Raw genomic sequence first — 24,805 nt, 5'->3', positions numbered from 1 at the left:
GCGAGTCTGCATCCTAAAGACTTCTTTAGCAAGAGTCCTATAGGAAGAGGTGCCACGCTTCCGCGCCCGTCCTAGTTTCCGGCGAGGTTGGCGTTCACCTCCGCCGTAAACGCTTTTGCCGCTTCCTCCACTGAGAGCCTGCCGAAGAGGACTTCGAAGAGCTGCCGGTCCAGGTAGACGGCTTCCTGCTGCTTCGTTGCGTCCAGCAGCGGCAGGACTTTGCCCCTGATATCCAGGTTGGCCTGCATTCCCCGGTCCAGCTTGATCACCTTGGCGGCCTCTTCGTTGTTCACGAGGTAGTTCAGGAGCTGGGCTGCATCAGTCCGTTGCCGGCGTAGGCATTCATCTGGTTGCTCCACGAGATTTTCATCCCCTGGCGTCCCAGCCCCATGAGCGTCTGCTCGGGTGAGCCGGAATTATTGTCCTCCACGGCGGCCGAGGCAACAGGCGGTCCGCCGTTCTCCATGAGCGAGACAAACATGTCAAACCAGTCAGCAAGGGTGCCCTCGCTCATCGCTACGGACGTTCCATCACTTGTGTACAGCTCCTCCCCGTGCTGCCGTGCCCACACCGCGAGGAACGAGTCATTGGTCGTGGGTGTGGTGCCGTAGGTGCCGTCGGGAGACTTGGCCGATATTTCGGCGGCAAGGTCGGTGTAGTCCGCCCAAGTCCACGTTTCGTCGTCGGGCAGTTCCACGCCGGCTGCTTCAAAGACCACCGGGTCAACCACCATGCTCATCGCGTTGACCCCGGCGGTAACGGTGTACTGGGTGCCGTCAATCTGCCCCAGCTCCACGGTGCCTTCGGACAGATCCAGCAGGGCTCCCCCTGCTGGCGTATTCGGACGGGTAGGAACCGCTCATCGCAAACAGGTCCGGCGCGTCTCCTCCCGCTGTCTGGGTGGCCAACTTGTCCCAGTATCCGCCAAATTCGGAGTAATCGGGGGCCACCCTGATGTGCGGGAATTCCGTTTCAAACGCCTCAATGACCTTGAGAGTGTCCTTGGCCCGGGTGTCATTGCCCCACCAGGCAAAACGGATGGTGACCGGGGCATCCCCGTCCGAGGCCGGATCAGCGGCGCTGCTGCAGGCGCTGAGCAGGAAAGATGCGGCGAGCGCCGCAGCGGCGGTGCGCCGGAGTCTGGAGCGGCGTTTCATAAGAGTCCGTCGGTGAATGACCGGTGTCGTCGTGTGAGGCAATAGCGGTGAGTGAACGAGCTATGGTGCGAAAGCTGAGGTCAGGGTGCTCTAACGAGCCCCTCCCATTGGACGGTCCACGACGGTGGAAACCCGGGGGCGTGGGTTCGTGGGCCGTTGTCCCAGCCTGCCGCCATCAGTGCTACGGCCGAGAGCAGTCCGCCGTTGCCCGGAAGATAGACGGGCAGGGCAGGTGTTTGGCGGTTATGACCGTTGGTGAGATGCGTGTTCTTGGCTTCCGGCCTCAACAGGGCCTCAACGGCAGTCTCCGGTTCGCTGAGTCGGGCAGCAGTCATGGCGGCAACGGCATAGTCCCAACCCCAGGTGCTCTTCCAATCCCAGTCATCCAGCACATCATGCAGGGTGGCCCGCATGACCTCCGGATCAATCAGTTCTGTCTGGGGCAGGAAGCCCAGGGCACAAAGCATGGAGGGGTGGTCTTCACGAAGGGTGAAAGGCTCAACGTCCATGGCGGCGTATACGCCCTCCCGAATCAGGGGCGCCGTCATGCCCGCGGCCACCTCCGTCCAGCGGGGATCGGGTTCGCGGCCCATTCGCTGCATCCATCGGGAGGCCGTCTGCAGTGCCCACTGCCAGTAGGCCAGTTCGAAGGTGGGGTTGCTGACCCTGGCGCGGAGCGAGGCGTAGCTTTCCTGGGCAGGAATCAGCGGTGGTCCGAGGGTATAGCCGCCGTCAGCCGGCAGGGCGAAGCCGGCCATGAAATTGGCCGTGTCGGTGATGATTTCCGCGTACTTTTCCAGCAGCGCCCGGGAGGGGGCCGCCCGGTAGAGTAACTCGGCCAGATAGATGGGGTGCGGCTGCTGCCAGATCAGGAACGGGCCAATGGTGCTGGGACTCTCCCTCCCGTCCGGTGCCACCTGCTTGGGCCATCTGGCACCCGAAAGCCCCTGCGAGCGGGCCGTTTCCACGGCGGTGTCACGGATCTCCGAGTACCAGCCCATGCTCCGTTCCAGCAGTTCCGGACGGTTCCACAAGGCAAAGTGGGCGCCGTGCCACCAGTGCATCTCCAGGTGGAAGCGCCCGCGCCAGGAGTTGCAGACCAGGCCGGTTTCCTGCGGGGGCGTTGATCCGGCGCAGTTCACGGCGGTCAGGTACTGTGACAGCACGATCCGCCGTTCGAGCTCCAGGGCACGCGGGTCCGGGGTTTCTGCGAGCTGCACGGCCGCACCCGAGCACCAGAAACGTTCCCACCAGGCCGGCGAGGCAGCAAGGACGCCTGCCGCGCCGGCGGGTGTGGAGTCATCCGGTTTGCCTGCCGTTTCCCCGGTCGACAGGAATTCCCCGACAGGCAGGAACAGGAACGACGCGTCCAGCGTCCCGTCAGTGCTGCGTAGCCGGAGCTCGTGTTCGTCGGTGACGTCCAGTTCCGCTGCGGCACAGGTAATGCGCAGTACGTAACCGTCTTTATCGAGGGACCGGCGCACCAGCCAGCCGCCGGGAACTGTTTCCACCTGCGTGCGGTGAGCCTGGGGGCGCGTGAAGTCTGCGGCGTCGTGCCACTGGGCTGAACCGTAGGGAAAGGAGACCGTGATGCCCAGACCGCGGGAGAGCAGCGGCGAGCTCACGCTGATTGCCAGCTCGTCCCGGTCCGGATGGCAGGCAGTGCGGACGGCGACAGTTTCTCCCGCAAGGTTGAACCTGCTGTCCACCATCCCGGTCCAGAGGTCCAGGCACTGCTCGGGGCCGCTGATTTCCGCGGCATGAGGCGGGCGGGAACTACCGCCCTCATGCAGCGAGAGTCCGATCCGACCCAGGTCCAGACGGTGCGGGTTCCCCCGCAGCCAGGCCTCCGCCGCTCCGGTTGCTTCGCTGTGCTGGTCCTGGCTTCCCCCGTTCAAATCCACGTACTTGACCGGTCCGCGGGGAGAGGGATACTCCACCAGCGAGTCCTTGAGATCAGGGGCGGCGCCCGCAGGAGGGATGGAGTGCCACCCCCAGGAGGATTGGGTGCCAAGAAGGGTTCCGGCGGGCTCTTGGCCCGGTTCCCCCACTGGATAGGACGCCGGGAAACTCTGCAGACCCGTGAGGTCCATGGTGAAGGCAAATTCGCCGTTGCCGACGGTAACCGGGCTGGCCGGATCGAGGCTGTTCTGGCGCACGTTGTGACGGCTGACCAGCAGCTTCCGGTCGATCGGCGGCCGGCGCAGGTTCCGGGCCCTTTTGTCTTTATTCACCTTTTCGCTGTTCACCTGTTCCTTGTTCACTGGTGCTTTATCCCGCGGTCGAGAGTGGCCGCATCCAGCGGCAGGAGGACAGCGCGCTCATCAGGCGTCCGGTTAGGCTGATGCAGTGTCAGGAAGGGCCCGCCGGCGAAGGTCTCGAAGATCATGCCGTGTCCTCCGTCGCTGGGCCAGAGTGCTTCCGGCTCCTGCTCCCAGGGTCCCAGGACCGTTCCGGAGGCCGAATGTGCCACTCCCATGGCATATCCCGCAGCACCCATCGCAGACCACAGCATCATCAGCTGCCCGTCAGGCTGGCGGCGCAGGTAGGGACCGTCAGTGACGTAGACGGGAAAAGGTGTGGGCTCGCGGCGCTGCAGCGGACAGCTCCACGGTGCTTCGGAGGAGCTGAAGAGAAATACCGGCGGTCCTAGCGTGTGGCGAAGATCGGAGGCCAGGCGCTGGGCGTACATGGCGCCGTCGTGCACTTGGACCCATTCGTGGCAGTACACAAGCCAGGGAACACCGGAATCGTCGATATGCAGGGTGCCGTCCAGGCATTGCCAGTTCTTCGGAGTGACGGGCCCCGGAGACCACCGGGTATACGGCCCTTCGGCTCTCTCAGCCGCGAGGACATAGGTTCCGCGCAGTGCCCCGGGCGCCTTGAACGTGGCGAACATATAGTACTTTCCGCGGAAAACGTGGACTTCCGGCGCCCAGAATTCGGCGTAGCTGGCGAAGGATTTATCCGGACGGAAGGCAGGCAGCGGCCCATCCCAGGTCACAAGGTCGGAGCTTCGGTAGCAGTTGAATCCGGTCCCAGGACCGGACCAGATGTTGGCATCCGTGCTGCCAAACAGGTAATAAGCCTGTTCGGACGGCACCGGAAGCACAAAGGGGTCACGGATCTGCAGGTCGGCGAGCTTCTGCCCGGTTATGGAGTTCATGGCCTCTCCTCGTTGAGCCGCAGTGTCCAGCCGAAATGCCGTGAAACCGCTTTCTGAAACGTATCAATGAGCTAGGTCGCAAATCAAGGCCCGCGAGATAGCAGACGATGTCCTTCTCAGCGCTGAGAAGGACATCTACTGCCATCTCGCGGGCCTTGAGGGGTGGAGGAAAGGTCGGGCAGGCCTGTCAGACTGGGGGTCATGCGAGCATCCCGGGGATTTGACTATGTGCGGCTGGTCCGCGAGGTCCGTGCCAAAGAGAACGCGGACATTCCACCAGACCGGTGGCCGGCCAACATCCCCGCCGTCGCCGCCGTCCTGCAGCACGGCCCTTGACCTGCCCCCGGGAGTGACCTTCCTGGTGGGTGAAAACGGCAGCGGAAAATCCACGCTGGTGGAGGCAGTGGCTGCAGCCTACGGTCTGGGCCCCGAAGGCGGCAGCGTCCATTCGGCCCACTCCACACGCGGAACCGAGTCGCCGCTGAGCAACTGGATCACGCTGGTCCGGCAGCCCGGCGCTGCCAAATGGGGGTTCTTCCTGCGGGCGGAGACCATGCACGGTTATTACACCTTCCAGGACCAGCTCGAGGGCGGACACGACTTTCACACCATGAGCCATGGGGAGTCCTTCCTGGCCGTGGCGGAGACCTATCTGCAGACCCCCGGGTTCTACTGCCTGGACGAACCGGAAGCGGCCCTCTCCTTCAGCTCCACGCTGGCGATGATCGGAGTGCTGGACGATTTGGCCGCCAACGGCTCGCAGATCCTCTGCGCCACCCACTCCCCCGTACTGGCATCCCTGCCCGGCGCCACCATCTATGAAACCGGCGAGCACGGAATCGTCCGGCAAAACTGGGAAGACCTGGACCTGGTCGCAAACTGGAAGTCCTACCTGAACGAACCCCGCCGCTACCTGCGGCATATCCTGGACCGGTGACGCGCGTCTCTGATGCCGGGCCGGCCTAAAGTCTCACGACGACGGGCAGAAGCCGGAGCTTTGACAACACGGGTACGTTCCCGATGTGATGGGGCCCATGACTGACCGCTACCGCGTTGCCCTTATTCCCGGCGACGGCATTGGCCACGAGGTGCTGCCGCCCGCCCGCGCCGTGCTCGACGCCGTCGCTCGCCGCCACGGCATTGACCTCACGTATGACGAATTCGACTGGTCCTGCCAGCGCTATCTGGAGCAGGGCGCCATGATGCCGGCGGACGGGCTGGACCAGATCCGCGGCCATGACTCGATTCTGCTCGGCGCGGTTGGCTGGCCCGGCGTACCGGACCATGTGAGTCTGTGGGGGCTGCTCATTCCCATCCGCCGGGAATTCCGGCAATACGTGAATCTGCGCCCGATCAGGGTCCTGGACGGCGTATCCAGTCCCCTCCGCCCCGAGCTGACCGAACCGGGCGTGGATTTTGTGGTGGTGCGCGAAAACAGTGAGGGCGAGTACTCGGAAATAGGCGGCCGCCTGAACCGCGGACTCCCCTCAGAGATGGCCATTCAGGAATCGGTCTTCACCCGAGAGGGCGTCACCCGCATCCTGGACTACGCCTTTGACCTGGCCGGCCAGCGCCGGGGCGTGCTGACCTCAGCGACCAAATCCAACGGCATCATTCACACCATGCCGTTCTGGGACGAGCTATTGCGCGAACGGGCTGCAGATTACCCCGAAGTGACCTGGAACCAGGAGCATATCGATGCCCTCGCCGCGAAGGTGGTGCTCAACCCCTCCCGCTTCGACGTGATCGTGGGCTCGAACCTGTTCGGGGACATCCTCAGCGACCTGGCGGCAGGCATTGCCGGCAGCATCGGCATTGCCCCCTCCGCGAATCTCAACCCCGAACGGGACTACCCCTCCATGTTCGAGCCCGTCCACGGCTCTGCCCCTGACATCTACGGCAAGGGTGTGGCCAATCCGCTGGGCGCCATCTGGTCCGGGTCCATGATGCTGGATCACCTGGGCCATCCGGAGGCAGGAGCCGAGGTGCTTGAAGCGGTGTTCGATGTGCTTGCGAACTCGCAGGTCAGGACCCGGGACCTGGGCGGAACCGCTGGAACCGGGGAATTCACCCGGGAGATCCTGGCCCGGATCGGCTGACGGCTACGCCGGCTCAAGCGGGGCGGAAGCGAGTTTCAGTGCCTCAATCACCGCAGCCGCCACCTCGTCGGTTCCCGCCGTTCCGCCCACGTCGCGGGTGCGGATGCCGGCGGCCGTGACGGTTTCCACCGCGGTCTCCAGATTTCGCGCCGCCGTAGGCTGGCCCAGATGATCCAGCATTAGCGCAGCGCTCAGGATGGCGCCCACCGGGTTGCTGATCCCGCGGCCGGCAATGTCCGGGGCCGAGCCGTGCACGGGCTCAAACATGGAGGGGAAACGGCGCTCCGGGTTAAGGTTTGCGCTTGCCGCCAGCCCCAGGCTGCCCGCGAGCGCTGAGCCGAGGTCGGAGAGGATGTCGGCAAACAGGTTGGATGCAACCACCACCGACAGGTCTTCAGGTTGCAGCACAAACTTGGCGCTCATCGCATCCACCAGCACGCTCTCGGTCTGCACCTCCGGATAGTCGGCAGCGACGCGCTTGAACACATCGTCCCAGAGCACCGAGCCGTACTGCTGGGCATTGGATTTGGTCACACTGGACACCTTGCTCACCTCCCGGGTGCGGGCCAGGTCAAAGGCGAAGCGGATGATGCGCTCGCAGCCCTTCTCCGTGAACAGGGCGGTCTGCACGGCGACTTCATTGCCGGGGCCCCGGCCGGAGAGATTGCGGCCACCCAGGCCGGCATACTCGCCTTCGCTGTTCTCCCGGACCACCACCCAGTCCAGCGGCAACCGGTCGGCCTTGCGCAGCGGGGACTCGATGCCCGGCAGAAACGTCACCGGCCGCACATTGGCCCACTGGTCAAAGTTCTGGGTGATGTTCAGCCGCAGCCCCCACAGGCTCACATGGTCCGGAACGTTCTCCCACCCCACGGCGCCGAAGTAGATGGCGTCAAAGTCCCGCAGCAGCGCAAGCCCGTCAGGAGCCATCATGCGGCCGTGCTCTGCATAGTATTCGGATCCCCAAGGGAATTCGGACCACTCGAGTCCGAAGGCACCCTCTGTACTGCCCCCCGCCTGGTCCGCCATCGCATCCAGGACCCGCCGCCCCGCGGCAATGACTTCTTTCCCCACTCCATCCGCCGGAATCGCGGCTATGCGGTACATTCTCCGATCAGGCATGTCCTGCTCCCGTTTGCCGTACGTGGTATCGCTTCCACTAGAGCCTGCCCCGGGGTGCGGCGTCCAAGATCGAATCCGCATCCCATCAATAGGTGTTCTCTATCCGAGTGGTGATTCCGCTCCGATGCCGGCAGACTCCGGTTGGCTTCCCGCGGCGACCGTCAGGAAGGCCCGGGCAGCCGGGGTCAGCTCGGCCACCCGGCTCAGGGCACAGACGTGCAGCAGGACCTCGGGTTCGATGCGCGCCGTCCGCAGTCCGGCCTGCCGCGCCAGCACAGACCACGACGACGGCAGGACGGCATGGCCCAGCCCGGCCAGGACCAGCGGAAGGACGGACGTCCGGTGCGCCACTTCAACAGCAATCTCCAGGCCGACGCCGTGGGCCAGCGCCTCGTCAATAGCCCACCGCATGAGCGATCCGCGCTGGGAAACAACCATCCGCTGGCCGGCGAGATCCTCCCACCGCAGCGTCAGCCCGCTGTCGTGGTCGTCCCCGGCCGTGTCTGTGTCCGTACGTGAGGGGAAATCCGCGTGGGGGTTGAGCACCAGCATCAGCGGCTGCCGGCCCAACGGCAGGACGTCGATGTCCGCGGCCCGGAAGGGACGGTCCGCCCCCAGCAGGCCTATCTCGGAACTGCCGTCGCGGACGGCGGCCACAACGGCGTCGCTTGTGAAGGCAGCCTCGACACTCACCGTCACGGTGGGGTGGGTCCGAGCGTAGGCCGCAATGATCGAGGTCATCGGTTCAATTCCGGGTGATGGCATGGCGATGACATCCAGCCGGCCCCGGCGCATGCCCTTGAGCTCGTCGATTGCGGAGCGGGCGGCTTCCAAATCGCGGACGACGACGCGCGCCGGCCCCACCAGCTCCCGGCCTGCCTCGCTCAGCACCACGTTGCGGCCAACCCGGTGAAAGAGTGGAACCCCTAAATCCCGTTCCAGGCTCTTGATGGTCTGTGACAGGGAGGGCTGGGCGATGAGCAGCTTTTCGGCGGCCCGGGTGAACCCCTGATGGTCCACCACGGCCAGAAAGTACTTCAGGTGCCTGACGTCCACGACGGCTCCCTTGCATTCGGGTGACGGATCCGGTGCCGTGCTGAACCCCGTCCAGTGGCGAAGCATTGGTTTCACCTATGGGTGAGTAGACAACAGGTTCTGGACGCGGCGCAAGAGGCTGCTGCATAGTGAACGCATTCAACGAGGAAGGGCTCCGATTGTGTACACGCAGCAGCCGGCTCCAACCGAAGATTCGGGCGCTCCACACCGGACAGATGTACGTGCAGCGCTCCTGGGCGGAACCACCTTCCGCAGCCTGAGCGAACAAACGCTCTCACCCCGGGAAGAGAGATTTGAGCGTGCCCGGCAAACCATCGGCTTGTTCCTCGCCCCCGTGGTCGCCATCGGGTTTGCCTTACTGCCCCTGAACCTGGAATCCAACCAGCACATGCTGGCCGCCATCCTGCTGGGCGTCATCGTCCTGTGGATCTGCGAGCCGGTGCCCATTCCGATCGGCGGGTTGATCGGCGTCGCGGCGATTGTGATCTTGGGGGTGGCCCCGGCCAGTGCCGTGCTGGCCCCGTTCGGATCCACCACCATCTTTACGTTCATCGGGGCGTTCATCCTGGCGCAGGCGATGCTCAAGCACGGGATTGCGCAGCGGCTGGCCTTCGCCGTGCTGTCCATGCCCGGAGTCGGGAAATCAACGTACCGGGTGGTGATCGCGTTCGGTGTGATCACCTGCCTGCTTTCGGCTTTTGTCTCCAACACCGCCACGGTGGCCATGCTGATGCCCACCGCGCTGGGCGTGCTGGTGGTGATTGCCCAGCTGATGCAGGACCGTGGCATCGTGAAGGCGGATTTTGATCCGCTGCGGATGCGCGTCGGGGCCGCTCTGCTCCTGATGCTCGCCTACGGCGCCAGCGTGGGCGGGCTGCTCACCCCCGTCGGTTCACCGCCAAACCTCATCGGCCGCGGTTTGATCGAAGAAGCCACCGGTGTACGCATTTCCTTCGCCCAGTGGATGGCCATTGCCGCACCGGTATGCCTGGCGATGTTTGTGGTCCTGGCCCTGGTCATGCTGCTGCTGAACAAACCGGAAATCCGCCGTCTCGAGGGTGTCGAGGAATATGTGCGGGAGCGGCGGGAAGCCCAGGGGAAAATGTCCCGGGCGGAGGTCAACACGCTGATCGCCTTCGGAGTGACTGTGACTCTGTGGCTGGCGCCGGCTGTTGCAAGCCTGATCGGAGGCACCGAATCAGAGGCGTATATTTTCCTGGACGACCGCCTCGACGAGGGGATTGTGGCTGTGCTCGGCGCATCTCTGCTGTTCATCCTGCCGGTGAACTGGAAGCAGCGGCAGGCCACCCTGACCTGGTCCGATGCGGCGAAGATCGATTGGGGCACCATCCTGCTCTTCGGAACCGGCATCATCTTCGGTGCGCTGCTTGCCTCCACCGGCCTCGCGGAAACCATCGGCAAGGGCGCCTCAGAGAACCTGAATATCACCAACATCGTGGCCATCACGGCCTTCTCCGCAATCCTGGCCATCCTGATTTCGGAGACCACGTCCAACACTGCCTCCGCCGCGGTGATCGTGCCTATTGTGATACCCCTGTGTCAGGCCATTGGCGTCGACCCGTTTGTGCCGGCGCTGGCCGCCACGTTCGCCGCTTCCTTCGGCTTCATGCTGCCGGTCTCCACTCCGCAAAACGCTATTGTCTACGGAACCGGCGCCGTGCCGATCACACGGATGATCCGCACCGGGCTGTTCTTCGACATTCTCGGCGCCATTCTGATTATTACGATCGTGCCGGTGATGATCGCCGTCGTTGGAATCGGCGGTTAGGAATCGGCACTTAGCCGGTAGCCGGCGCTGGTACCGGCGACGCCCAGCCGGTGAGGTCCAGAATCCGGCGGGCGACGTCGGCCGCGCTCAGGTTATCGGTGTCGATCCGGTGCACCCAGGCCGGAGTGTCCCGGTCGAGTGCGATTGCAGCATTCCTGCTCCGGGCAATGTGTTCCTGCAACGTGCTGCCGGCTTCGCGGGTGCCAAGGCGCAGGTTCGCGCCCGCATCAGAGGCCCGCAGGAGTACTGCGTGGACGCGGGGGTCCTCTCCCATGGCCGCTGCGAGCTCAGCTGTTTCCCGCACAGCGACCGTGTTGGTGTAAATCAGACGCCGGTAGCCGAGCGTCCGGTAGTTCCCCCAGATGGCCGCCAGATTCACGGCTGCCAGGCCCTGCGGCCAGGGTGACGGTTCTTTCCACGGTGCCGGATACGCCAGATCGAGGGTATCGCCTTCGATGACGGCGTGCCGGATATCCAGGCGGGTAAGCAGCGCATGAAGCTCCAGGGCGGTGGTGCTTTTTCCAACACCCGATCGCCCACCAATGAAGAGCACTTCGGAGTCCGGTGTTGAGCGTGACATGACGATGAAGGTATCACCGCGTGCGTCACCAGAATGCAGAGACACTCCGGGCTGCTCTTGTGCCCACGCATCCGCGGGGCAAGAATTCGAGCACACATCATTGCAGAGAGGACGAGCCATGCCCCACGTCACCGTCGGCACAGAGAACACCGGAGATCTAAACCTCTACTACCAGGACCAGGGATCAGGCCAGCCCGTGCTGCTGATCCACGGCTACCCGCTGGACGGGGACTCCTGGGAGCGGCAAACCCGGGCCCTGCTTGGCGGCGGTTACCGGGTCATCACCTACGACCGGCGCGGGTTTGGGCGGTCCAGCAAGCCGAACTTCGGTTATGACTACGACACGTTCGCCGATGACTTGTCCACGATTATCAACGAACTGGACCTGCGGGACGTGGTGTTGGTGGGTTTCTCCATGGGCACCGGTGAACTGGCCCGCTACGTGGGCCGGCACGGAACCGAGCGGATCAGCGGCCTGGCTTTCCTCGCCTCGTTGGAACCGTTCCTGCTGCAGACGGATGACAACCCAACAGGCGTACCGGCGGAGGTCTTTGAGGGCATCGCAGCCGCCGCGCAAAGCGACCGTTTTGCCTGGTTCAGCAGCTTCTTTTCCGACTTTTACAACCTGCCGGAGAACCTGGGAACCCGCATCAGCGAAGAGGCGGTCCGCGGCAGCTGGAACGTGGCCGCGGGCAGCGCTCCCAGGGCCGCATACGCTGTAGTGCCGTCCTGGCTTACGGATTTCCGGGGCGACGTCGTCAAGGTGCGCGAGTCAGGGCTGCCGGTGCTGATCCTGCACGGAACAGCGGACAACATCCTGCCCATCGATTCGACCGGCCGTCCGTTCTCCGAGGCGCTTCCGGATGCCCGCTACGTGGAGGTTGAAGGCGCCCCGCACGGCCTGCTCTGGACGCATGCCGACGACGTCAACGCCGCACTGCTGGACTTCCTGGACAGCTAAAGGTTGCCGCCCTGGGTACCGGGAGGCTGGATCAGACTGCCGGTTATCCGGTGATCTTGTACTTTTCGCGGTCCTGTTCATCCAGGATGATCTGCTCCTGTACCGTCATGGCACTGCCGCCGCGGCTGACGGGCATCCACCATGCTCCCGGCTCGGGCTTCACCGGGTAAGTGTCTATGCAGTGGTCCATGCCGGCCTGCAGGGTTTTCTGCAGCAGTTCGGTCTCCTCGGTCACCGAGGCGTCCGGGGCAACCCGGATCATGGGGCTGACGTGGATCCGGACCGGGTTTTTCCAGACGGACTTCAGACTGAGGCCGTGGCCTCCGCGCGTGAGCATGCGGTGACTGCCCCACACGGACACTGGGATGATCGGTACTCCGGCCTCGGCCGCCATGCGGACCGCACCGGTTTTGAGCTTGCGGACGCTGAAGCTGCGGCTTACACCGGCTTCGGGCAGCACGGCCAGGTACTCGCCGCGGCGCAGAGCCTGAACCGATTCGGCATAGGCGCCAGCGCCGTCGGACCGGTCCACGATGATGTGTTCGCACATCTGGCACACGGCCTTGACGAACGGCTTCCGGGCCGCTTTTTTGGTGACCAAAAAGCGCATGTGCGCCTTCAGTTTTTTCCACACCAAGTACTCGGCAAAAACAAAGTCAAGGTAGCCAAAATGCGTAATAGCCACCACGGCCCCCTTGCCGGGCACCACCGTCCGGTTCAACCCGTGGATCTCTTCATCCGCGGGAAGATTCTCCAGTCCCGAGGGCAGGACGGGCATTCGGAAGATTTTGGTCGACAGAATTCCGGTTAGGACAATGCTGCGGTAGACGTACTTGTTTGGGGCAAACTTCAACGTCATCTCCTCGTGGATAATCCGGGCAGGACAACAATTCTATCCGGTGAGGGGCCGCTCTGCTGAACCGACGGGTGGCGGCAGCGTCAGGCTTCAGTGGCCTGCCGCCGGCGGCGCGCCTTTTGGCTCTGGTCCCTGCCGGTCGGACGGCCTCCACGGTTATCGTGGCATATGGCATGGCGCAACCTGACACGTGTGCGTGGAGGCAGAAATGCCCTGCAGGCATATCCGGTTCTCCTCGACGAGGCCCAGCGTCTCGATGCCCAGTTGGGGGAGATCGACTGGGCAGTTCCCCCGGCAGGATCGACTGATCGCTCGTTTCCTGCACCCAGCGGAACACTGGCCATGCGGACCATGGGCGCGCAGACCGATCCGCCCGTTGTTTTGGTGCCGGGGGCCATGGGGTCCAAGGAAGATTTTTCCCTCATGATGCCGGTGCTGGCGGCTGCGGGATACTACGTTGTCAGCTATGACCTGGCCGGCCAGTATGAGTCCGCGGCCGCCGGCCCGGAGCATTTGAGGCCGCCGCAGAGCCATTACGAATATGACCTGTTCGTGAACGACTTTTTGGCCGTCCTGGAGTCCCTCACCGGTGCCGCGCACGTGCTGGGATACTCCTTTGCCGGAATAGTGTCCCAGATCGCCCTTGTGCGCCGACCCGATCTCTTCCGCTCCCTGTGCCTGCTGAGCTGCCCACCGGTTCCGGGCCAGAGTTTCCGCGCCGTGAGCCGGGTGGGCAGGTTCAGCCCCCTGGTCAATGACAAGATGCATGCCGGACTCATTGTCTGGGGTATCCGCAGGAATTTTGTGGGGGTGCCGGCCGCACGCATGGACTTCATCCGCCACCGCTTTGACTACACGCGGGACGAGTCGCTCCAGGACATAGTGCGGCTGATGAAGCGGTCACCGGATCTGCGCCGAAACCTCGCTGCTGCTCCGCAGCCCAAGCTGGTGGCGGTGGGCCGTGCGGACGTGTGGCCGCAGTATCTGCATTATGCGTTCGCTGAATCCATCGGTGCCCGTTTCGCCGCGTACGGATCCGGGCATGGGCCGTGCGAGGATGCGCCACATCAACTCAGCCGCGATCTCCTGGCCCTTTACGCTGCGGCGGGCTGATCCGTCGGCCCCGCTTTTTTGGCGCGGCGGCGGGCGCGGCGCCGCGCGAGCGGCGGTTCCGCCCGGAAATCAAGGTCGAAGGTCTGCCAAGCCATGATCAGCCGGCGGCGCAGCCCGCTCCAGTTGTCGAAGGGCCTGGCAGAGACGCCGACCCTGAGGGTCGGGTCATACAGGACCGACATCCAGGGACGGATCTGGTAACTCAGGTCCAGGTCATCGTGGACCTGCGGCAGTTCCCGGTGCACACGATCGCGCAATTGCTTCCACATGGACGCGGACATCGCAAAGTTGGAGCCGAACAGCGGCGGATGCCCGAGGAGGAGCCCAACCACGCGGATGTAACCCCCGATGTAGATGGTCCGGCCAATCCACCTCGTGACGCGGTTTCCGCCGTAGAAGTTCCCGGGGCCGGTGAGGGCGGTCAGGGGGCCCTGTGCCTCGAGGATCTTCTCCACCCGTTCCAGCCAGTTGGGCGGCGGAACCGAGTCGGCATCCAGACGTGCCAGGATTTCCCCGGCCGCGGCGTCGAATCCGGCGGCAGTTGCGCCGGCAATCCCCGGGACATCCAGGGCCACTCGCCGCACTCCGGCCGCCGCGCAGACCGCAGCAGTCTCATCAGTGCTGCCATTGTCCACCACCACAACTTCGTCCGGCTGCCGGGCTTGCCGCTGCAGGGCCGCCAAGCAGGCAGACAGCATGAGTGCGTCGTTGCGGGACGGGATGACCACCGAGATTGTTGGCATTGTTCAGACTGTAGCGGCCGGGGGCCGCGGCGGAAACGCCGAGGCTCCCCTGCGCCTCCGGGGAGCGGGTATTACTCCTGCCGGCCCTGCTGATAGACGTCGGGGATGCCGTCGCCGTCGTCGTCGGTATTCTCCTCGGCTTCAATCGCACGGTAGTGGCGGTTGCGCGGGGTCAGCACCAGGGATGCCAGGATGGCCGCCATGATCGACGCGGCGAGGATACCCACCTTGGCGTGGTCATTGGGAATCGTACCCTGGCCAAAGCTCAGGTCAGCGACCAGCAGGGAGACGGTGAAGCCGATGCCGGCCAGAACGGCCACACCCAAGAGATCAATGTATTTGAAGGAAGCGTCCAGTTTTGCGCGGGTGAGCTTCGTCAGCAACCAGGTGGTTCCCAGGATGCCGATTGGCTTGCCCAGCACCAGGCCCGCGATGATGCCCAGCGAGATGGGATCCGTCAGCGAGGACATAAAGCCGTCCCAGCCGCCTACCGCCACACCGGCGGAGAAGAACGCAAAGACCGGGACGGCGAATCCGGCGGAGAGCGGGCGGAACCGGTGCTCGAAGATTTCCGACAGGCCGGGGCCCGCTTCGGGTCCGCCGCTGGCCTTGCTGCGGATTACGGGAATTGCAAAGCCCAGCAGCACGCCTGCAACCGTGGCATGAATGCCGGAGGCATGGACCAGGGCCCACACAACAATGCCGATGGGCAGCAGGATGAACCATGCTGCGGAGGCTTTCAGTCCGAAGAAGCGGCGGTATTTCTGGGCCAGGAAGGTGTAAAGGAGCAGGCCGGCAACCGCGAGGAGCAGCGGAGTGATCTTGACGTCCTCGGTGTAGAACACGGCGATGATGGTGATCGCCAGCAGGTCATCCACGACGGCCAGCGTCAAAAGGAAGATCCGCAGGGCAGAGGGCAGATGAGAACCGATAATGGCCAGCACGGCAACCGCAAAGGCAATGTCCGTGGCAGTGGGGATAGCCCAGCCGTTCAGACTTTCGGGATGGCTCCAGTTGATTGCGGCATAAATTGCCGCCGGGACCGCCACGCCGCCTACGGCAGCGGCAACTGGCACTATGGCCTTGCTGATGTTTCGCAGATCCCCGGCGACGAACTCACGTTTGAGTTCCAGGCCCACCAGGAAGAAGAAAACAGCGAGGAGACCGTCCGCTGCCCAGGCACCCAGGCTCAGCTGCAGATGCCAGGGTTCGTAGCCAATTTCAAAGTCCCGCAGTGCGAAGTAGCTCTCCGAGAACGGGGAATTGGCCCAGACAATGGCGATCAATGCTGCCGCAACCAGCAGGATTCCGCCTACGGTTTCCTTACGCAGAATTTCGCCGATGCGCAGCTTCTCGCTGTAGCTGCCGCGACTGAAGACACGGGCTCCCTCGGCTGGTGTTTGTGCTGCGGACGCAGCAGGCTCCGGGGTTTTGTGGGGGTGCACGGGGTTTACTCCTGAAAAAGCGGTCGACAATGATATTGCCGACCAGACTTCCCGGCGCACCTTCTATCCACCCTACGGGAAATCCTCAGAGTGCTCCAAACCGGTGATAACTCGGTCACAACCAGTGTAACGGTGACGCCCGGTGGTACCCGGCCGGCGCGCACCCGCCGCTCCGACGGGGCTAATCCGTTTTCCGTGCCCGGCTGGGCTGGACCCGCAGGGGCTCCCCGGGCATTTTGGGGTAATCCGGCGGAAAAGGCATCTCCGCCAGCCCGTTGTCCAGGTCCCGCTGCCACCACTGCAGCAGCACGGAGATGCTCCCGGGCCGGGCGGCCATGTCCGCCCAGGGGTCACCCACCGTGCGCAGCCGTTCAGGAACGGTCAGGACGGTGAACTCCCGGGGATCCGCATCCTCCAGCTCTTCCCACCGCAGCGGCGTGGACACCGGTGCGTGCGGCAGCGCCCGGGGGCTGTAGGCGCCGGCAATGGTGCGGTCCCGGTTCGCCTGGTTGAAGTCCACAAAGATCTTCTCCCCGCGCTCCTCCTTCCACCATGCCGTGGTGACCTGCCCGGGCATGCGCCGCTCAAGTTCCCGCGCCGCGGCGATGACCGCGTGCCGAACATCGAGAAACTCATGATCAGGGGTGATGGGAGCGTAAACGTGCAGGCCGCGGTTTCCGGAGGTCTTGATGAAAGCGTCCAGCCCTGCCTCGGACAGGACGGAACGAAGTTCGAAGGCTGCGGGCACTGCGTCGCTGAAACCGGTACCGGGCTGGGGGTCCAGATCGATGCGCAGCTGATCCGGATTGTCGGTGTTATCGGTCCGTGAGGGCCAGGGGTGGAAGACCACCGTGTTCATCTGCACGGCCCAGACCGCGGCGGCGGGCTCGTCGAGCACCAGCTGCGGATGGGCCCGGGCGCTGGGATACGTCACGGTGACGGCACGGATAAAATCCGGTGCTCCCTTGGGCGGGTTCTTGGAGAAGAACTGTTCGCCGTCGATCCCTTCGGGAAACCGCTGCAGAGAGAGAGGACGGTCGCCGTTGGCGGCGATGAACGCGTTGCCCACCTCCGCCACGTACTGTGCGAGGTCCAGCTTGGTCAGCCCCAGTTCTGGCCACAAAACACGGTCCGGACTGGAAATGCGCATCTCGCGTTCGCCGTGCGGACCAGGGACAGTCAGTGTGGTTGCTTTGCCGGCCATGGCCATAACCTACTCGGAAATACCCTCACCGTCACGGGCAGCGGGCCTCGGCGGGGCTGTGCGCTAGGCGGGTGTGTCCGCGGCGGGCTCAGTGCGGCGGTAGTGCTTGTGCCCGTGGACAAAGTGGTACAGCACGGTGGTGGCCAGGATGCAGCCGGCCAGCAGCCAGTACATGCGGTGGAATCCGGTGACGGAGACCAGAGCCCCCAGGGCCAGCGGGCCAAGGCCCACTCCTGCATCCATCATGATGAAGTAGGTGGAGGTGGCCAGCCCGATCCGGTGCGGCGGGGCCATGGTGACGGCGATGGCCTGGGCGGTGGGAACCAGTGCGCCGAAGCCGATGCCAACAAACACACCCGCTGCCGCCAGCACCAGGCCGTTGGGTGCCCAGGCCAGCATGGCCAGGCCGACGGCGAAGGAGACGAGCGTGGGATAGATGACGGCGTTGTCGCCGTACACATCGTGCAGCCGGCCCATGAACAGGCGTGAGATCAGCACCACCGCCGCGTAAACCAGGAAAAACGCGCTCGCCGCAGTGACCAGGTCTTCTTCCTGGGCATACGAATTTATGAAGGTCAGGATCCCGGCATACGAGGCGCCGGCAACAAACATGATCGAAGCAATCGCAAGGGCCGCGGGATCGAGGATGTCAGTGAAGCGAAGACGCCATTTGCGGGCCTGTTCCGCCGGCGTCGGCGTGCGCTCCGGCAGCTTGAGCAGAACAGCGATCAGCAGGGCCAGGGCGGCGCAGGCGGAGCTGGTCAGAAACAGGAAGTCATAGGTCATGGTGTCCACGATCAGCACGGCCAGGAAAGGCCCGACGGCGGTGGCCAGTGTGGTGGAGATGCCAAAGTAGCCTGTGCCTTCCCCACGGCGGCGGACGGGAATCAACCCCATGACGGACGCGGAAATGGACGTACTGGCCGCACCGAAGGCGGCTCCATGGAGGAACCGGATGGCCAGCAGCGCTGCCATGCTGTCCGCCAGCGGATAAAGCAGCGCCGCGGCCGTGAACACCACGAGTCCGCCCAGCAGCAGGCGGCGCCGGCCGATGAAGTCCAGGAACTTGCCGCTGAAGATCCGGGCCACCAGGGCGCCGACCACAAAGGAACCGGAGGCAAAACCGGCGGCGCTGCCGGAAGCCTGGAACTGCTCGACGGCGTAGAGCGCCATGGTGGTCATCAACAGGTAGAAGACCAGGGAGAGGAAGAAGTTGGTGATGATGGCAAGGACAAACCCCTTGGTCCATAGCTTCTGGTGGGGTAACTGACCGCCGCGCGACACTGCATACTCCTGCTGCTTTGTTTTGTTATGGGGAGGTATTGCCGGCCCGCACCTGGCCGACCGGCGAAACAACGCTACGCCTGCAGTAAATGAGAGCGAAATCAATCCGGGCTGATGTGCGTTTTATCTCACCGCTTGGGTGTCTCCGGACGAAGCCTATTACCCCGCTGTGCATGCCCTGCGGGGCACCTCCCTAGTGGCAGCCCCACTACCGCACTTAGACTTTTGCCAGCCGGGTTCGTACACCGACCGTCCCGAATCCCGCTGCCCTGAGGGCCTGCGAAAGGACCGCCGCCCTATGAGGAATCCGTATCAGCCGGCGTGGTGGACCAACGCCGTTGTCTACCAGATCTACCCGCGGAGTTTCGCGGATACCACCGGTGACGGCATTGGAGACATTTCCGGTGTCATCGAGCATCTGGACTATCTCAGCGACCTGGGTGTGGACGTGATTTGGCTCTCCCCCATCCATGAATCCCCCCAGCATGACAACGGATATGACATCTCCAACTACCGGCGGATTGACCACCTGTACGGCACCGAGGAGGAGTTCGACCAGCTGCTGTCCGAAGTCCACCGGCGCGGCATGAAACTGATCATGGACTTGGTGGTGAACCACACCTCCGATGAACACTCGGCCTTTGTTGTCTCAGCCTCGTCCCGCAGCAACGTGTCGCGGGATTCCTATTTTTGGCGCGACCCACGCCGGGGATTCTCGCCTGATGAGCCCGGAGCCGAACCGAATAATTGGGGGTCCATTTTCGGTGGAAGCGCCTGGACCTACCACCCCGGAACCGAACAGTATTACCTGCATCTCTTCAGCCCGCATCAGCCGGACCTGAACTGGGAAAGCACCCGGGTGCGCCGTCGGGTGTACGAAATGATGAACTGGTGGCTGGACCGCGGCATTGACGGATTTCGAATGGACGCCATCAATTTTATTTCCAAGCGGCCATCGCTGCCGGACAGCCCGGTGGGGGCCGGCGGCATGTACGCCAACGGCGCTCCGTTCTATGTATCCGGTCCCAGAGTCCACGAGTTTCTCCAGGAAATGATGCGCGCCGTCTTTGGCTACCGGACGAACGATTACCTTGTGGTGGGAGAGACCGACGGCGTGACCGTTGAGGAGGCGGTGCTGTTCACCGATTCCCTGCGCGGCGAGCTGGACATGGTCTTCCAGTTTGAGCACATGCGCCTGGATCATGGGCCAGGCGGCAAATGGGATCATGTGCCCGTGAAATTGCGTGACCTGAAGACCATCGCGAACCGGTGGCAGCGTTCGCTGGCTGACCGGGGCTGGAACAGTCTCTACCTTGGCAACCATGATCAACCCCGGTCCGTCTCGCGGTTTGGCGATGACACCGGGTACCGGTACGAGTCTGCCACCCTGTGGGCAACGCTGTTCCATCTGCAGCGCGGCACACCGTTCATTTACCAGGGCGAGGAAATCGGGATGACCAATGCCGGTTTCACTTCCATAGAACAGTACCGGGACCTGGAATCGCTGGCCTATTACGACTACGCGGTCAACAGAGGCATGAGAAAGGAGCATGTGCTGGACACCCTGGGGAGGGTCAGCCGGGACAATGCCCGCACTCCCATGCAGTGGAACGAGTCGCCCCATGCAGGCTTTAGCACGGGTAAACCCTGGATCGACGTTAATCCCAATTACCCCTCCATTAATGCCGCGGCAGACCGGGCGGCGGAGAAATCTGTCTTCCGCTACTACCAGCGGCTCATTGCACTGCGGCACAACTCCACGGTGGTCTCCCTGGGCGACTTTGAAATGGTGGACCCCGGCGACCCGCTGCTTTTTGCGTTCCGGCGCCGCCTGGGCGACGAGGAGCTGAGCGTGATGTGCAACGTCTCCGGCGGTCCGCTCCCGGTGCCCGCATACCTCCGCGACTCGAAGCTGGTGTTGGGAAACTACATCGAACCGGGCAGCCCGGAGCTACTGCGGCCCTGGGAGGCCCGGGTCCACCGCTTGACCCGGTCTACTGCCTCCACAGGGGTGTAGGCCGCGCAGCGCCGGATGATTCCTAACGCCGGATGATCCGCCGCTTGCGGGCTTCGTTGACGGCGGCCGTGCGGTTGTCAACGCCGAGTTTTTCGTAGATGTGGACCAGATGGGTTTTGACTGTGGCCTCGGAGATAAAGAGCTGTCGGGCCATGGCGCGGTTGGCCATCCCGTCGGCCAGTAGTTCCAGCAGCTCCAGCTCGCGCGGACTCAGTGACGTTTCCGGGCTGCGGAGTTGGCCAAGCAGCCGTCCGGCCACTTGGGGCGCCAAGGCCGTCCGACCTTCGGCGGCCGCGATCACGGCGTTGCGGATCTCCTCCGGTGCTGCGTCCTTAAGCATATAGCCGGCGGCTCCGGCGTCGACGGCCGCCAGAATGTCGGCGTCACTGTCATACGTGGTCAGGATGAGCACCGGCGGACCGCCAGCCGCTCGGATCCGTTTTGTAGCCGTCACGCCGTCCATCCCGGAGCCCATTTGCAGATCCATCAGCACCACATCAAACGGCGTGCCCAGAGCTTCCTGCCGGGCCACTTCGGTGATGGCTGCAGCGCCGTCAGTCGCTTCTGCCGTCACCTCCATTCCTTCGAAGTCTCCCAGCATGGCCCTTAGCCCGGCCCGGACCACGGGGTGATCGTCCACGAGCAGGACACGGATGCCGGTCATTCGGTGCTCCCGGAGGCCGCAGCAGCCGGGTCCAGCGGCAGTCTCAGCGCCACCACGGTGCCCTCCCCCGGCGCGGACTCGACGCTCAAGGTGCCGTGCAGGTCCGCAACCCGCTCACGCAGGGAGAGCAGTCCAAACCCCGTGCCGTCGGCCCGCGGACCGGCGGGAAGCATAACCGGGTCAAAGCCCGTGCCGTCGTCGAACACGTCCAACGCCACTGAATCCGGCGAATACTCCAGCGTCACCACTGCCTTGGACGCCCCTGCATGGGCCTCAATGTTGGCGAGCAAAGACTGGGCCGCCCGCAGCAGGGTGGCTTCGCAGGCAGGATGCAGCGGCCCCGGGGTTCCGTCCACCCGAAACAGGCATTCAAGATGTCCCCCTCCTGCGGCTGAACGCCGTGCAGCATTGGAACAGACCGAGGCCAGGCGCGCGTCCAGGGAACCGTGCTCCAGCGGTGCAGCTAGGCCGCGGACAAACCTTCGCGCCTCAGCCAAATTTTCAGAAGCCGTGCTTTGTACCAGGGTCAGCCGTTCCCGGGCCAACCCGGGGTCGTCTGCATCAAGGGCGCTGACGGCGGCTCGGGAGAGCAGAACAATGCTGGAGAGGCCCTGCGCCAGGGTGTCATGGATCTCCCTGGCCAGCCGTTCGCGCTCCGCCAGCACACCGGCGTCGTGCTGGGACGCCGCGAGCTCACCCCGGGCGCGCTGCAGCTCCTCGAGGGCGAGGCGCTGGTTGACGCTTTCGCGGTGGAGGGCGGAGTAAGCGCTGCCCATGACAACCGCAAACAGGGCACCGATCATCGGGCCCAGAAGGGCAGCAAGGCTTGGGTGACCCATCCGGGACCACTGGGCCAGAACCACGGCGGCCGTGCTCAGCAGGACGGCCGCGAGCGCCGGTATCGTCCGCAGCAGCTGCAGGTCCAGGAAGAACAGCGGGAAGGCCAACCAGGAGAAGTCGGGGCTGATGACCAGCAGGCACAGCCACAGGGCGGTCACCATACCCAGCCAGGCCGGACCGTAACGGTCCGGTGCCGGCCCCAGTCCGGTTGCGGCATACCGTGTCTCGGTCAGTGTTCCCGCCAGGTAAACCCCGGCGAGCACTGCACTGAGCACGTAGGCGCCCACCCGCGCGGGCCAGGCGGGCTGGTTGAGTCCCATCTGGAAAACGGCCAGCAGGAGCAAGCCGGCAAATGCCGTGTGCAGGGCAATGCGCAGTGCGCGCAGCACCACATCCCCGGGAGAGGCGCCGGCTGAAGCTTTCGCCGCTATGGCGTTGACGGCTGTGGCCCCTGCCGGCGGCGCAGAAGCCTGCGGAGCGGGCTGCGGCTGGCTGTGGATCCGGGCACTCATGCCTCCAAGCGTAAGCCGCCCCGCCCCCGGGCACATCAACCGTTTGGTGGAGCGTAGGCTCACCCCATCAGTCAGTGCGGATCGACCACTCATCCGATGGAATCGCTCCACATTCGCGGGACCGTGGAAGACAAGGACAACAAGCCGGACATACCGGCTGATGATCTGGAAGGAACCATCGTGTATCTCGCACTTCGTGACATTCGCTTTGCAAAGGGGCGCTTCGCCCTGATGGGCAGCGTAGTGGCACTAATCTCCCTGCTGCTGGTGCTGCTCTCCGGGCTCACCGCCGGGCTCGGTAACCAAAACACTGCCGCTGTGGCCGGACTGGAAGACCACGGGATCAACTCCGTGGCGTTCGGCGCTCCCGGGAACACCGAGGCCAAGGCCTCCTTCACCGAGTCGGTGGTTACCGACGAGCAGCTGCAGGACTGGCGGAATACCGAGGGGGTTGAAGGGGCGGAGCCGCTAGGCATCACCCAGACCCGTGCAGTGGCCGGCTCCACGGCAAATGTGGCCGTGTTCGGCGTCGAGCCCGGCTCGTCTCTGGCGCCGCAAAAGGTGGACGACGGCGGTGTCATCCTTGGTACCTCCACCGCGGAAGATCTCAGCGTGGACGTGGGCGACCAGATATCCCTGGGCGGCCGCAGCCTGACCGTGAGCGCCGTCTCCGAAGACTCCTGGTACAGCCACACGCCGGTGGCCTGGGCGTCACTGGATACCTGGCAGCAGGTGGCACACACCGATGACGCTTCCCTGCCGGAGGCCCCCATTGCCACCGTAATTGTTTCCGACGCAACTTCCGATGCGGCGGACGCTGCCAATGCCGCCGCCGGGACCGTCTCCACCGACGTCAGCGGTTCCTTCAGCGCCCTGGGCTCCTACAAATCCGAAAACGGCTCCCTGCTGATGATGCAGGCCTTCCTCTACGGGATCTCTGCGCTGGTAATTGTTGCCTTCCTGACCGTGTGGACGGTGCAGCGTACCCGGGACATCGCCGTGCTCAAGGCCCTGGGCGGTTCCTCCTCCTACCTGCTCCGGGATGCGCTCGCCCAGGCAGCGATCGTGCTGGCGAGCGGCGCACTAGTGGGCGGCCTCCTCGGCGTGGGCATTGGTGCGGTTGCAGCGCAGGTGGCACCGTTCCTTGTCAGCGCAGCCACCACCGTCCTGCCGATCCTCGGGATTGTCCTGCTGGGCCTTGCAGGCGCCGCGCTCGCGGTCCGCAACGTGACCAAGGTGGACCCGCTCACCGCCCTTGGCGGGAACTGATGGACCAGGCTTCCGGCTCCCGGCTAGCCCACCCCGCCAACACTTCTCGAAAGGATTTATCCATGCCTGTATCTGCTCTGTCCCTAACCGGCGTCACTCTTGAATACCCCGACGGCGAGGGCACACTCAAGGCGCTAGATGACGTCAGCCTTGAGGTGCCGGCGGGTGAGATCCTCTCCCTGGTTGGACCCTCCGGCTCCGGCAAGTCCTCCCTGCTGGCTGTTGCGGCCACACTGATCCGCCCCACCTCCGGGTCCGTGAGCGTTGCCGGAACGGACACCGCCACGCTGGACGACGCCGGGCGCACCACGCTGCGGCGGGGCAAGGTGGGCCTGATTTTCCAGCAGCCCAACCTGCTGCCCTCGCTCACCGCGGTGGAACAGCTTGTCATTACCGATCGGCTGCGCGGGTTGCGCAGCTCCGCTTCTACGGAGCGGGCAATGGAACTGCTGGATCTGGTGGGCCTCTCCCCCGCAGCGAATAAGCGGCCGCACCAGCTCTCCGGCGGCCAGCGCCAGCGGGTCAACATTGCACGGGCACTTATGGGCAGCCCGGCGCTGATGCTGGTCGATGAGCCCACAGCGGCCCTGGACCATGAACGCTCCGAGAGCATTGTGAAGCTGCTCGTGGAACTGACCCGCGAGTTTGGCTTCGGTACGGTCATGGTCACGCATGACACGGACTTTGTCCCGCTGACCGACGCCGTGGCCGGGATGCGCGACGGCCGCCTGTCGAGTGCATTGCTGGCGGACTTCGGGCGGGCCGCGGTGGCGTAACCGAACTCAGGCGGGTGGCCCCGGCCGGCAGCGGCAGTGTCGGCCGGCCGGGGCGCCCCCGGGGAGCTTCAGGCCCGGCCATGTGCTTTCTGTTAGCGCTCACAGATATGCTCGGAGAGAGTCCCCGGGCATGAGCTTCGCGGACCTGAACG

General features: G+C 64.4%; 24 protein-coding genes. 9 read left to right on the top strand and 15 right to left on the bottom strand.

Annotation, left to right across the window (positions count from 1 at the left end):
* Nucleotides 1-71: 71 nt before the first annotated feature.
* From ABIB35_RS17060 to ABIB35_RS17040, 5 genes are all read right to left on the bottom strand, one after another.
* Nucleotides 72-293 carry a hypothetical protein gene (locus ABIB35_RS17060; RefSeq protein ID WP_354182925.1) on the bottom strand — a complete coding sequence of 74 codons (222 nt, stop codon included), beginning with the start codon at nucleotides 291-293 and terminating at the stop codon, nucleotides 72-74.
* Nucleotides 294-301: 8 nt separating this feature from the next.
* On the bottom strand, nucleotides 302-796 hold the full coding sequence (locus ABIB35_RS17055; RefSeq protein WP_354182924.1) for a hypothetical protein: 495 nt from the start codon (nucleotides 794-796) through the stop codon (nucleotides 302-304).
* Nucleotides 777-1,157, bottom strand: coding sequence for an extracellular solute-binding protein (locus tag ABIB35_RS17050; RefSeq protein WP_354182923.1), 381 nt, complete (start codon nucleotides 1,155-1,157; stop codon nucleotides 777-779). Before ABIB35_RS17050 ends, ABIB35_RS17055 begins: the two co-directional genes overlap by 20 nt.
* A gap of 80 nt (nucleotides 1,158-1,237) precedes the next feature.
* Nucleotides 1,238-3,421 carry a hypothetical protein gene (locus tag ABIB35_RS17045; RefSeq protein WP_354182922.1) on the bottom strand — a complete coding sequence of 728 codons (2,184 nt, stop codon included), beginning with the start codon at nucleotides 3,419-3,421 and terminating at the stop codon, nucleotides 1,238-1,240.
* A complete protein-coding gene (locus ABIB35_RS17040) occupies nucleotides 3,418-4,323 on the bottom strand; it encodes a glycoside hydrolase family 43 protein (RefSeq protein ID WP_354182921.1) in 906 nt (301 codons plus the stop codon). Before ABIB35_RS17040 ends, ABIB35_RS17045 begins: the two co-directional genes overlap by 4 nt.
* A 201-nt stretch (nucleotides 4,324-4,524) precedes the next feature.
* Here ABIB35_RS17040 and ABIB35_RS17035 point away from each other — a divergent pair, with 201 nt between their 5' ends.
* The 3 genes from ABIB35_RS17035 to ABIB35_RS17025 all read left to right on the top strand — a co-directional run bounded on the left by ABIB35_RS17035 (nucleotide 4,525) and on the right by ABIB35_RS17025 (nucleotide 6,422).
* Nucleotides 4,525-4,659 (top strand): hypothetical protein, encoded by a 135-nt coding sequence (locus ABIB35_RS17035; RefSeq protein ID WP_354182920.1) that lies wholly within the window; start codon nucleotides 4,525-4,527, stop codon nucleotides 4,657-4,659.
* 25 nt (nucleotides 4,660-4,684) lie between these two features.
* The gene (locus ABIB35_RS17030; RefSeq protein ID WP_354182919.1) at nucleotides 4,685-5,260 is read left to right on the top strand and encodes an AAA family ATPase; all 576 of its coding nucleotides are present in this window, start codon (nucleotides 4,685-4,687) and stop codon (nucleotides 5,258-5,260) included.
* 97 nt (nucleotides 5,261-5,357) lie between these two features.
* On the top strand, nucleotides 5,358-6,422 hold the full coding sequence (locus tag ABIB35_RS17025; RefSeq protein ID WP_354182918.1) for a tartrate dehydrogenase: 1,065 nt from the start codon (nucleotides 5,358-5,360) through the stop codon (nucleotides 6,420-6,422).
* 3 nt (nucleotides 6,423-6,425) lie between these two features.
* On the opposite strand, the gene ABIB35_RS17020 is transcribed toward ABIB35_RS17025, so the two are convergent.
* Both ABIB35_RS17020 and ABIB35_RS17015 read right to left on the bottom strand, forming a co-directional pair.
* Complete coding sequence (locus ABIB35_RS17020) at nucleotides 6,426-7,544, bottom strand: tartrate dehydrogenase (RefSeq protein WP_354182917.1); 1,119 nt, start codon at nucleotides 7,542-7,544, stop codon at nucleotides 6,426-6,428.
* A 99-nt stretch (nucleotides 7,545-7,643) separates the two neighbouring features.
* Nucleotides 7,644-8,600 (bottom strand): LysR substrate-binding domain-containing protein, encoded by a 957-nt coding sequence (locus tag ABIB35_RS17015; protein ID WP_354182916.1) that lies wholly within the window; start codon nucleotides 8,598-8,600, stop codon nucleotides 7,644-7,646.
* Nucleotides 8,601-8,760: 160 nt separating this feature from the next.
* On the opposite strand from ABIB35_RS17015, the gene ABIB35_RS17010 reads away from it, so the two are divergent.
* Complete coding sequence (locus ABIB35_RS17010; protein ID WP_354182915.1) at nucleotides 8,761-10,389, top strand: SLC13 family permease; 1,629 nt, start codon at nucleotides 8,761-8,763, stop codon at nucleotides 10,387-10,389.
* 10 nt (nucleotides 10,390-10,399) lie between these two features.
* Here ABIB35_RS17010 and ABIB35_RS17005 read toward each other — a convergent pair whose 3' ends face one another.
* Nucleotides 10,400-10,969, bottom strand: a complete 570-nt coding sequence (locus tag ABIB35_RS17005) for an ATPase (RefSeq protein ID WP_354182914.1) — start codon at nucleotides 10,967-10,969, stop codon at nucleotides 10,400-10,402.
* A 118-nt stretch (nucleotides 10,970-11,087) separates the two neighbouring features.
* Here ABIB35_RS17005 and ABIB35_RS17000 point away from each other — a divergent pair, with 118 nt between their 5' ends.
* Entirely contained in the window at nucleotides 11,088-11,930 is an 843-nt protein-coding gene (locus ABIB35_RS17000; protein WP_354182913.1) for an alpha/beta fold hydrolase, read from the top strand.
* Between the two features lie 43 nt (nucleotides 11,931-11,973).
* On the opposite strand, the gene ABIB35_RS16995 is transcribed toward ABIB35_RS17000, so the two are convergent.
* Nucleotides 11,974-12,789 carry a lysophospholipid acyltransferase family protein gene (locus tag ABIB35_RS16995; RefSeq protein ID WP_354182912.1) on the bottom strand — a complete coding sequence of 272 codons (816 nt, stop codon included), beginning with the start codon at nucleotides 12,787-12,789 and terminating at the stop codon, nucleotides 11,974-11,976.
* A 189-nt stretch (nucleotides 12,790-12,978) separates the two neighbouring features.
* On the opposite strand from ABIB35_RS16995, the gene ABIB35_RS16990 reads away from it, so the two are divergent.
* Entirely contained in the window at nucleotides 12,979-13,899 is a 921-nt protein-coding gene (locus ABIB35_RS16990; RefSeq protein WP_354182911.1) for an alpha/beta fold hydrolase, read from the top strand.
* On the opposite strand, the gene ABIB35_RS16985 is transcribed toward ABIB35_RS16990, so the two are convergent.
* The 4 genes from ABIB35_RS16985 to ABIB35_RS16970 all read right to left on the bottom strand — a co-directional run bounded on the left by ABIB35_RS16985 (nucleotide 13,881) and on the right by ABIB35_RS16970 (nucleotide 18,575).
* Nucleotides 13,881-14,642, bottom strand: coding sequence for a glycosyltransferase family A protein (locus tag ABIB35_RS16985; RefSeq protein WP_354182910.1), 762 nt, complete (start codon nucleotides 14,640-14,642; stop codon nucleotides 13,881-13,883). The two genes, ABIB35_RS16990 and ABIB35_RS16985, sit on opposite strands and share 19 nt — an antisense overlap.
* 71 nt (nucleotides 14,643-14,713) lie before the next feature.
* The gene (nhaA, locus tag ABIB35_RS16980) at nucleotides 14,714-16,087 is read right to left on the bottom strand and encodes a Na+/H+ antiporter NhaA (protein WP_354182909.1); all 1,374 of its coding nucleotides are present in this window, start codon (nucleotides 16,085-16,087) and stop codon (nucleotides 14,714-14,716) included.
* A gap of 181 nt (nucleotides 16,088-16,268) precedes the next feature.
* On the bottom strand, nucleotides 16,269-17,291 hold the full coding sequence (gene ligD / locus ABIB35_RS16975) for a non-homologous end-joining DNA ligase (RefSeq protein WP_354182908.1): 1,023 nt from the start codon (nucleotides 17,289-17,291) through the stop codon (nucleotides 16,269-16,271).
* Between the two features lie 63 nt (nucleotides 17,292-17,354).
* Nucleotides 17,355-18,575 carry an MFS transporter gene (locus tag ABIB35_RS16970; protein WP_354182907.1) on the bottom strand — a complete coding sequence of 407 codons (1,221 nt, stop codon included), beginning with the start codon at nucleotides 18,573-18,575 and terminating at the stop codon, nucleotides 17,355-17,357.
* Nucleotides 18,576-18,873: 298 nt separating this feature from the next.
* Here ABIB35_RS16970 and ABIB35_RS16965 point away from each other — a divergent pair, with 298 nt between their 5' ends.
* Nucleotides 18,874-20,592 carry a glycoside hydrolase family 13 protein gene (locus ABIB35_RS16965; RefSeq protein WP_354182906.1) on the top strand — a complete coding sequence of 573 codons (1,719 nt, stop codon included), beginning with the start codon at nucleotides 18,874-18,876 and terminating at the stop codon, nucleotides 20,590-20,592.
* 22 nt (nucleotides 20,593-20,614) lie between these two features.
* On the opposite strand, the gene ABIB35_RS16960 is transcribed toward ABIB35_RS16965, so the two are convergent.
* Nucleotides 20,615-21,256: a response regulator gene (locus ABIB35_RS16960; protein WP_354182905.1), complete on the bottom strand. Its 642-nt coding sequence runs from the start codon at nucleotides 21,254-21,256 to the stop codon at nucleotides 20,615-20,617.
* Nucleotides 21,253-22,608, bottom strand: a complete 1,356-nt coding sequence (locus tag ABIB35_RS16955; RefSeq protein WP_354182904.1) for a sensor histidine kinase — start codon at nucleotides 22,606-22,608, stop codon at nucleotides 21,253-21,255. Before ABIB35_RS16955 ends, ABIB35_RS16960 begins: the two co-directional genes overlap by 4 nt.
* Nucleotides 22,609-22,788: 180 nt before the next feature.
* Here ABIB35_RS16955 and ABIB35_RS16950 point away from each other — a divergent pair, with 180 nt between their 5' ends.
* Together ABIB35_RS16950 and ABIB35_RS16945 are read left to right on the top strand one after the other, a co-directional pair.
* Nucleotides 22,789-23,877, top strand: a complete 1,089-nt coding sequence (locus ABIB35_RS16950; protein WP_354182947.1) for an ABC transporter permease — start codon at nucleotides 22,789-22,791, stop codon at nucleotides 23,875-23,877.
* A 62-nt stretch (nucleotides 23,878-23,939) separates the two neighbouring features.
* Nucleotides 23,940-24,653: an ABC transporter ATP-binding protein gene (locus ABIB35_RS16945; RefSeq protein WP_354182903.1), complete on the top strand. Its 714-nt coding sequence runs from the start codon at nucleotides 23,940-23,942 to the stop codon at nucleotides 24,651-24,653.
* Nucleotides 24,654-24,805 lie beyond the last annotated feature (152 nt).

Source organism: Arthrobacter sp. UYP6 (genome assembly GCF_040547315.1).
Classification (GTDB): domain Bacteria; phylum Actinomycetota; class Actinomycetes; order Actinomycetales; family Micrococcaceae; genus Arthrobacter_B.
This window is presented reverse-complemented; position numbering and strand designations above follow the sequence as displayed.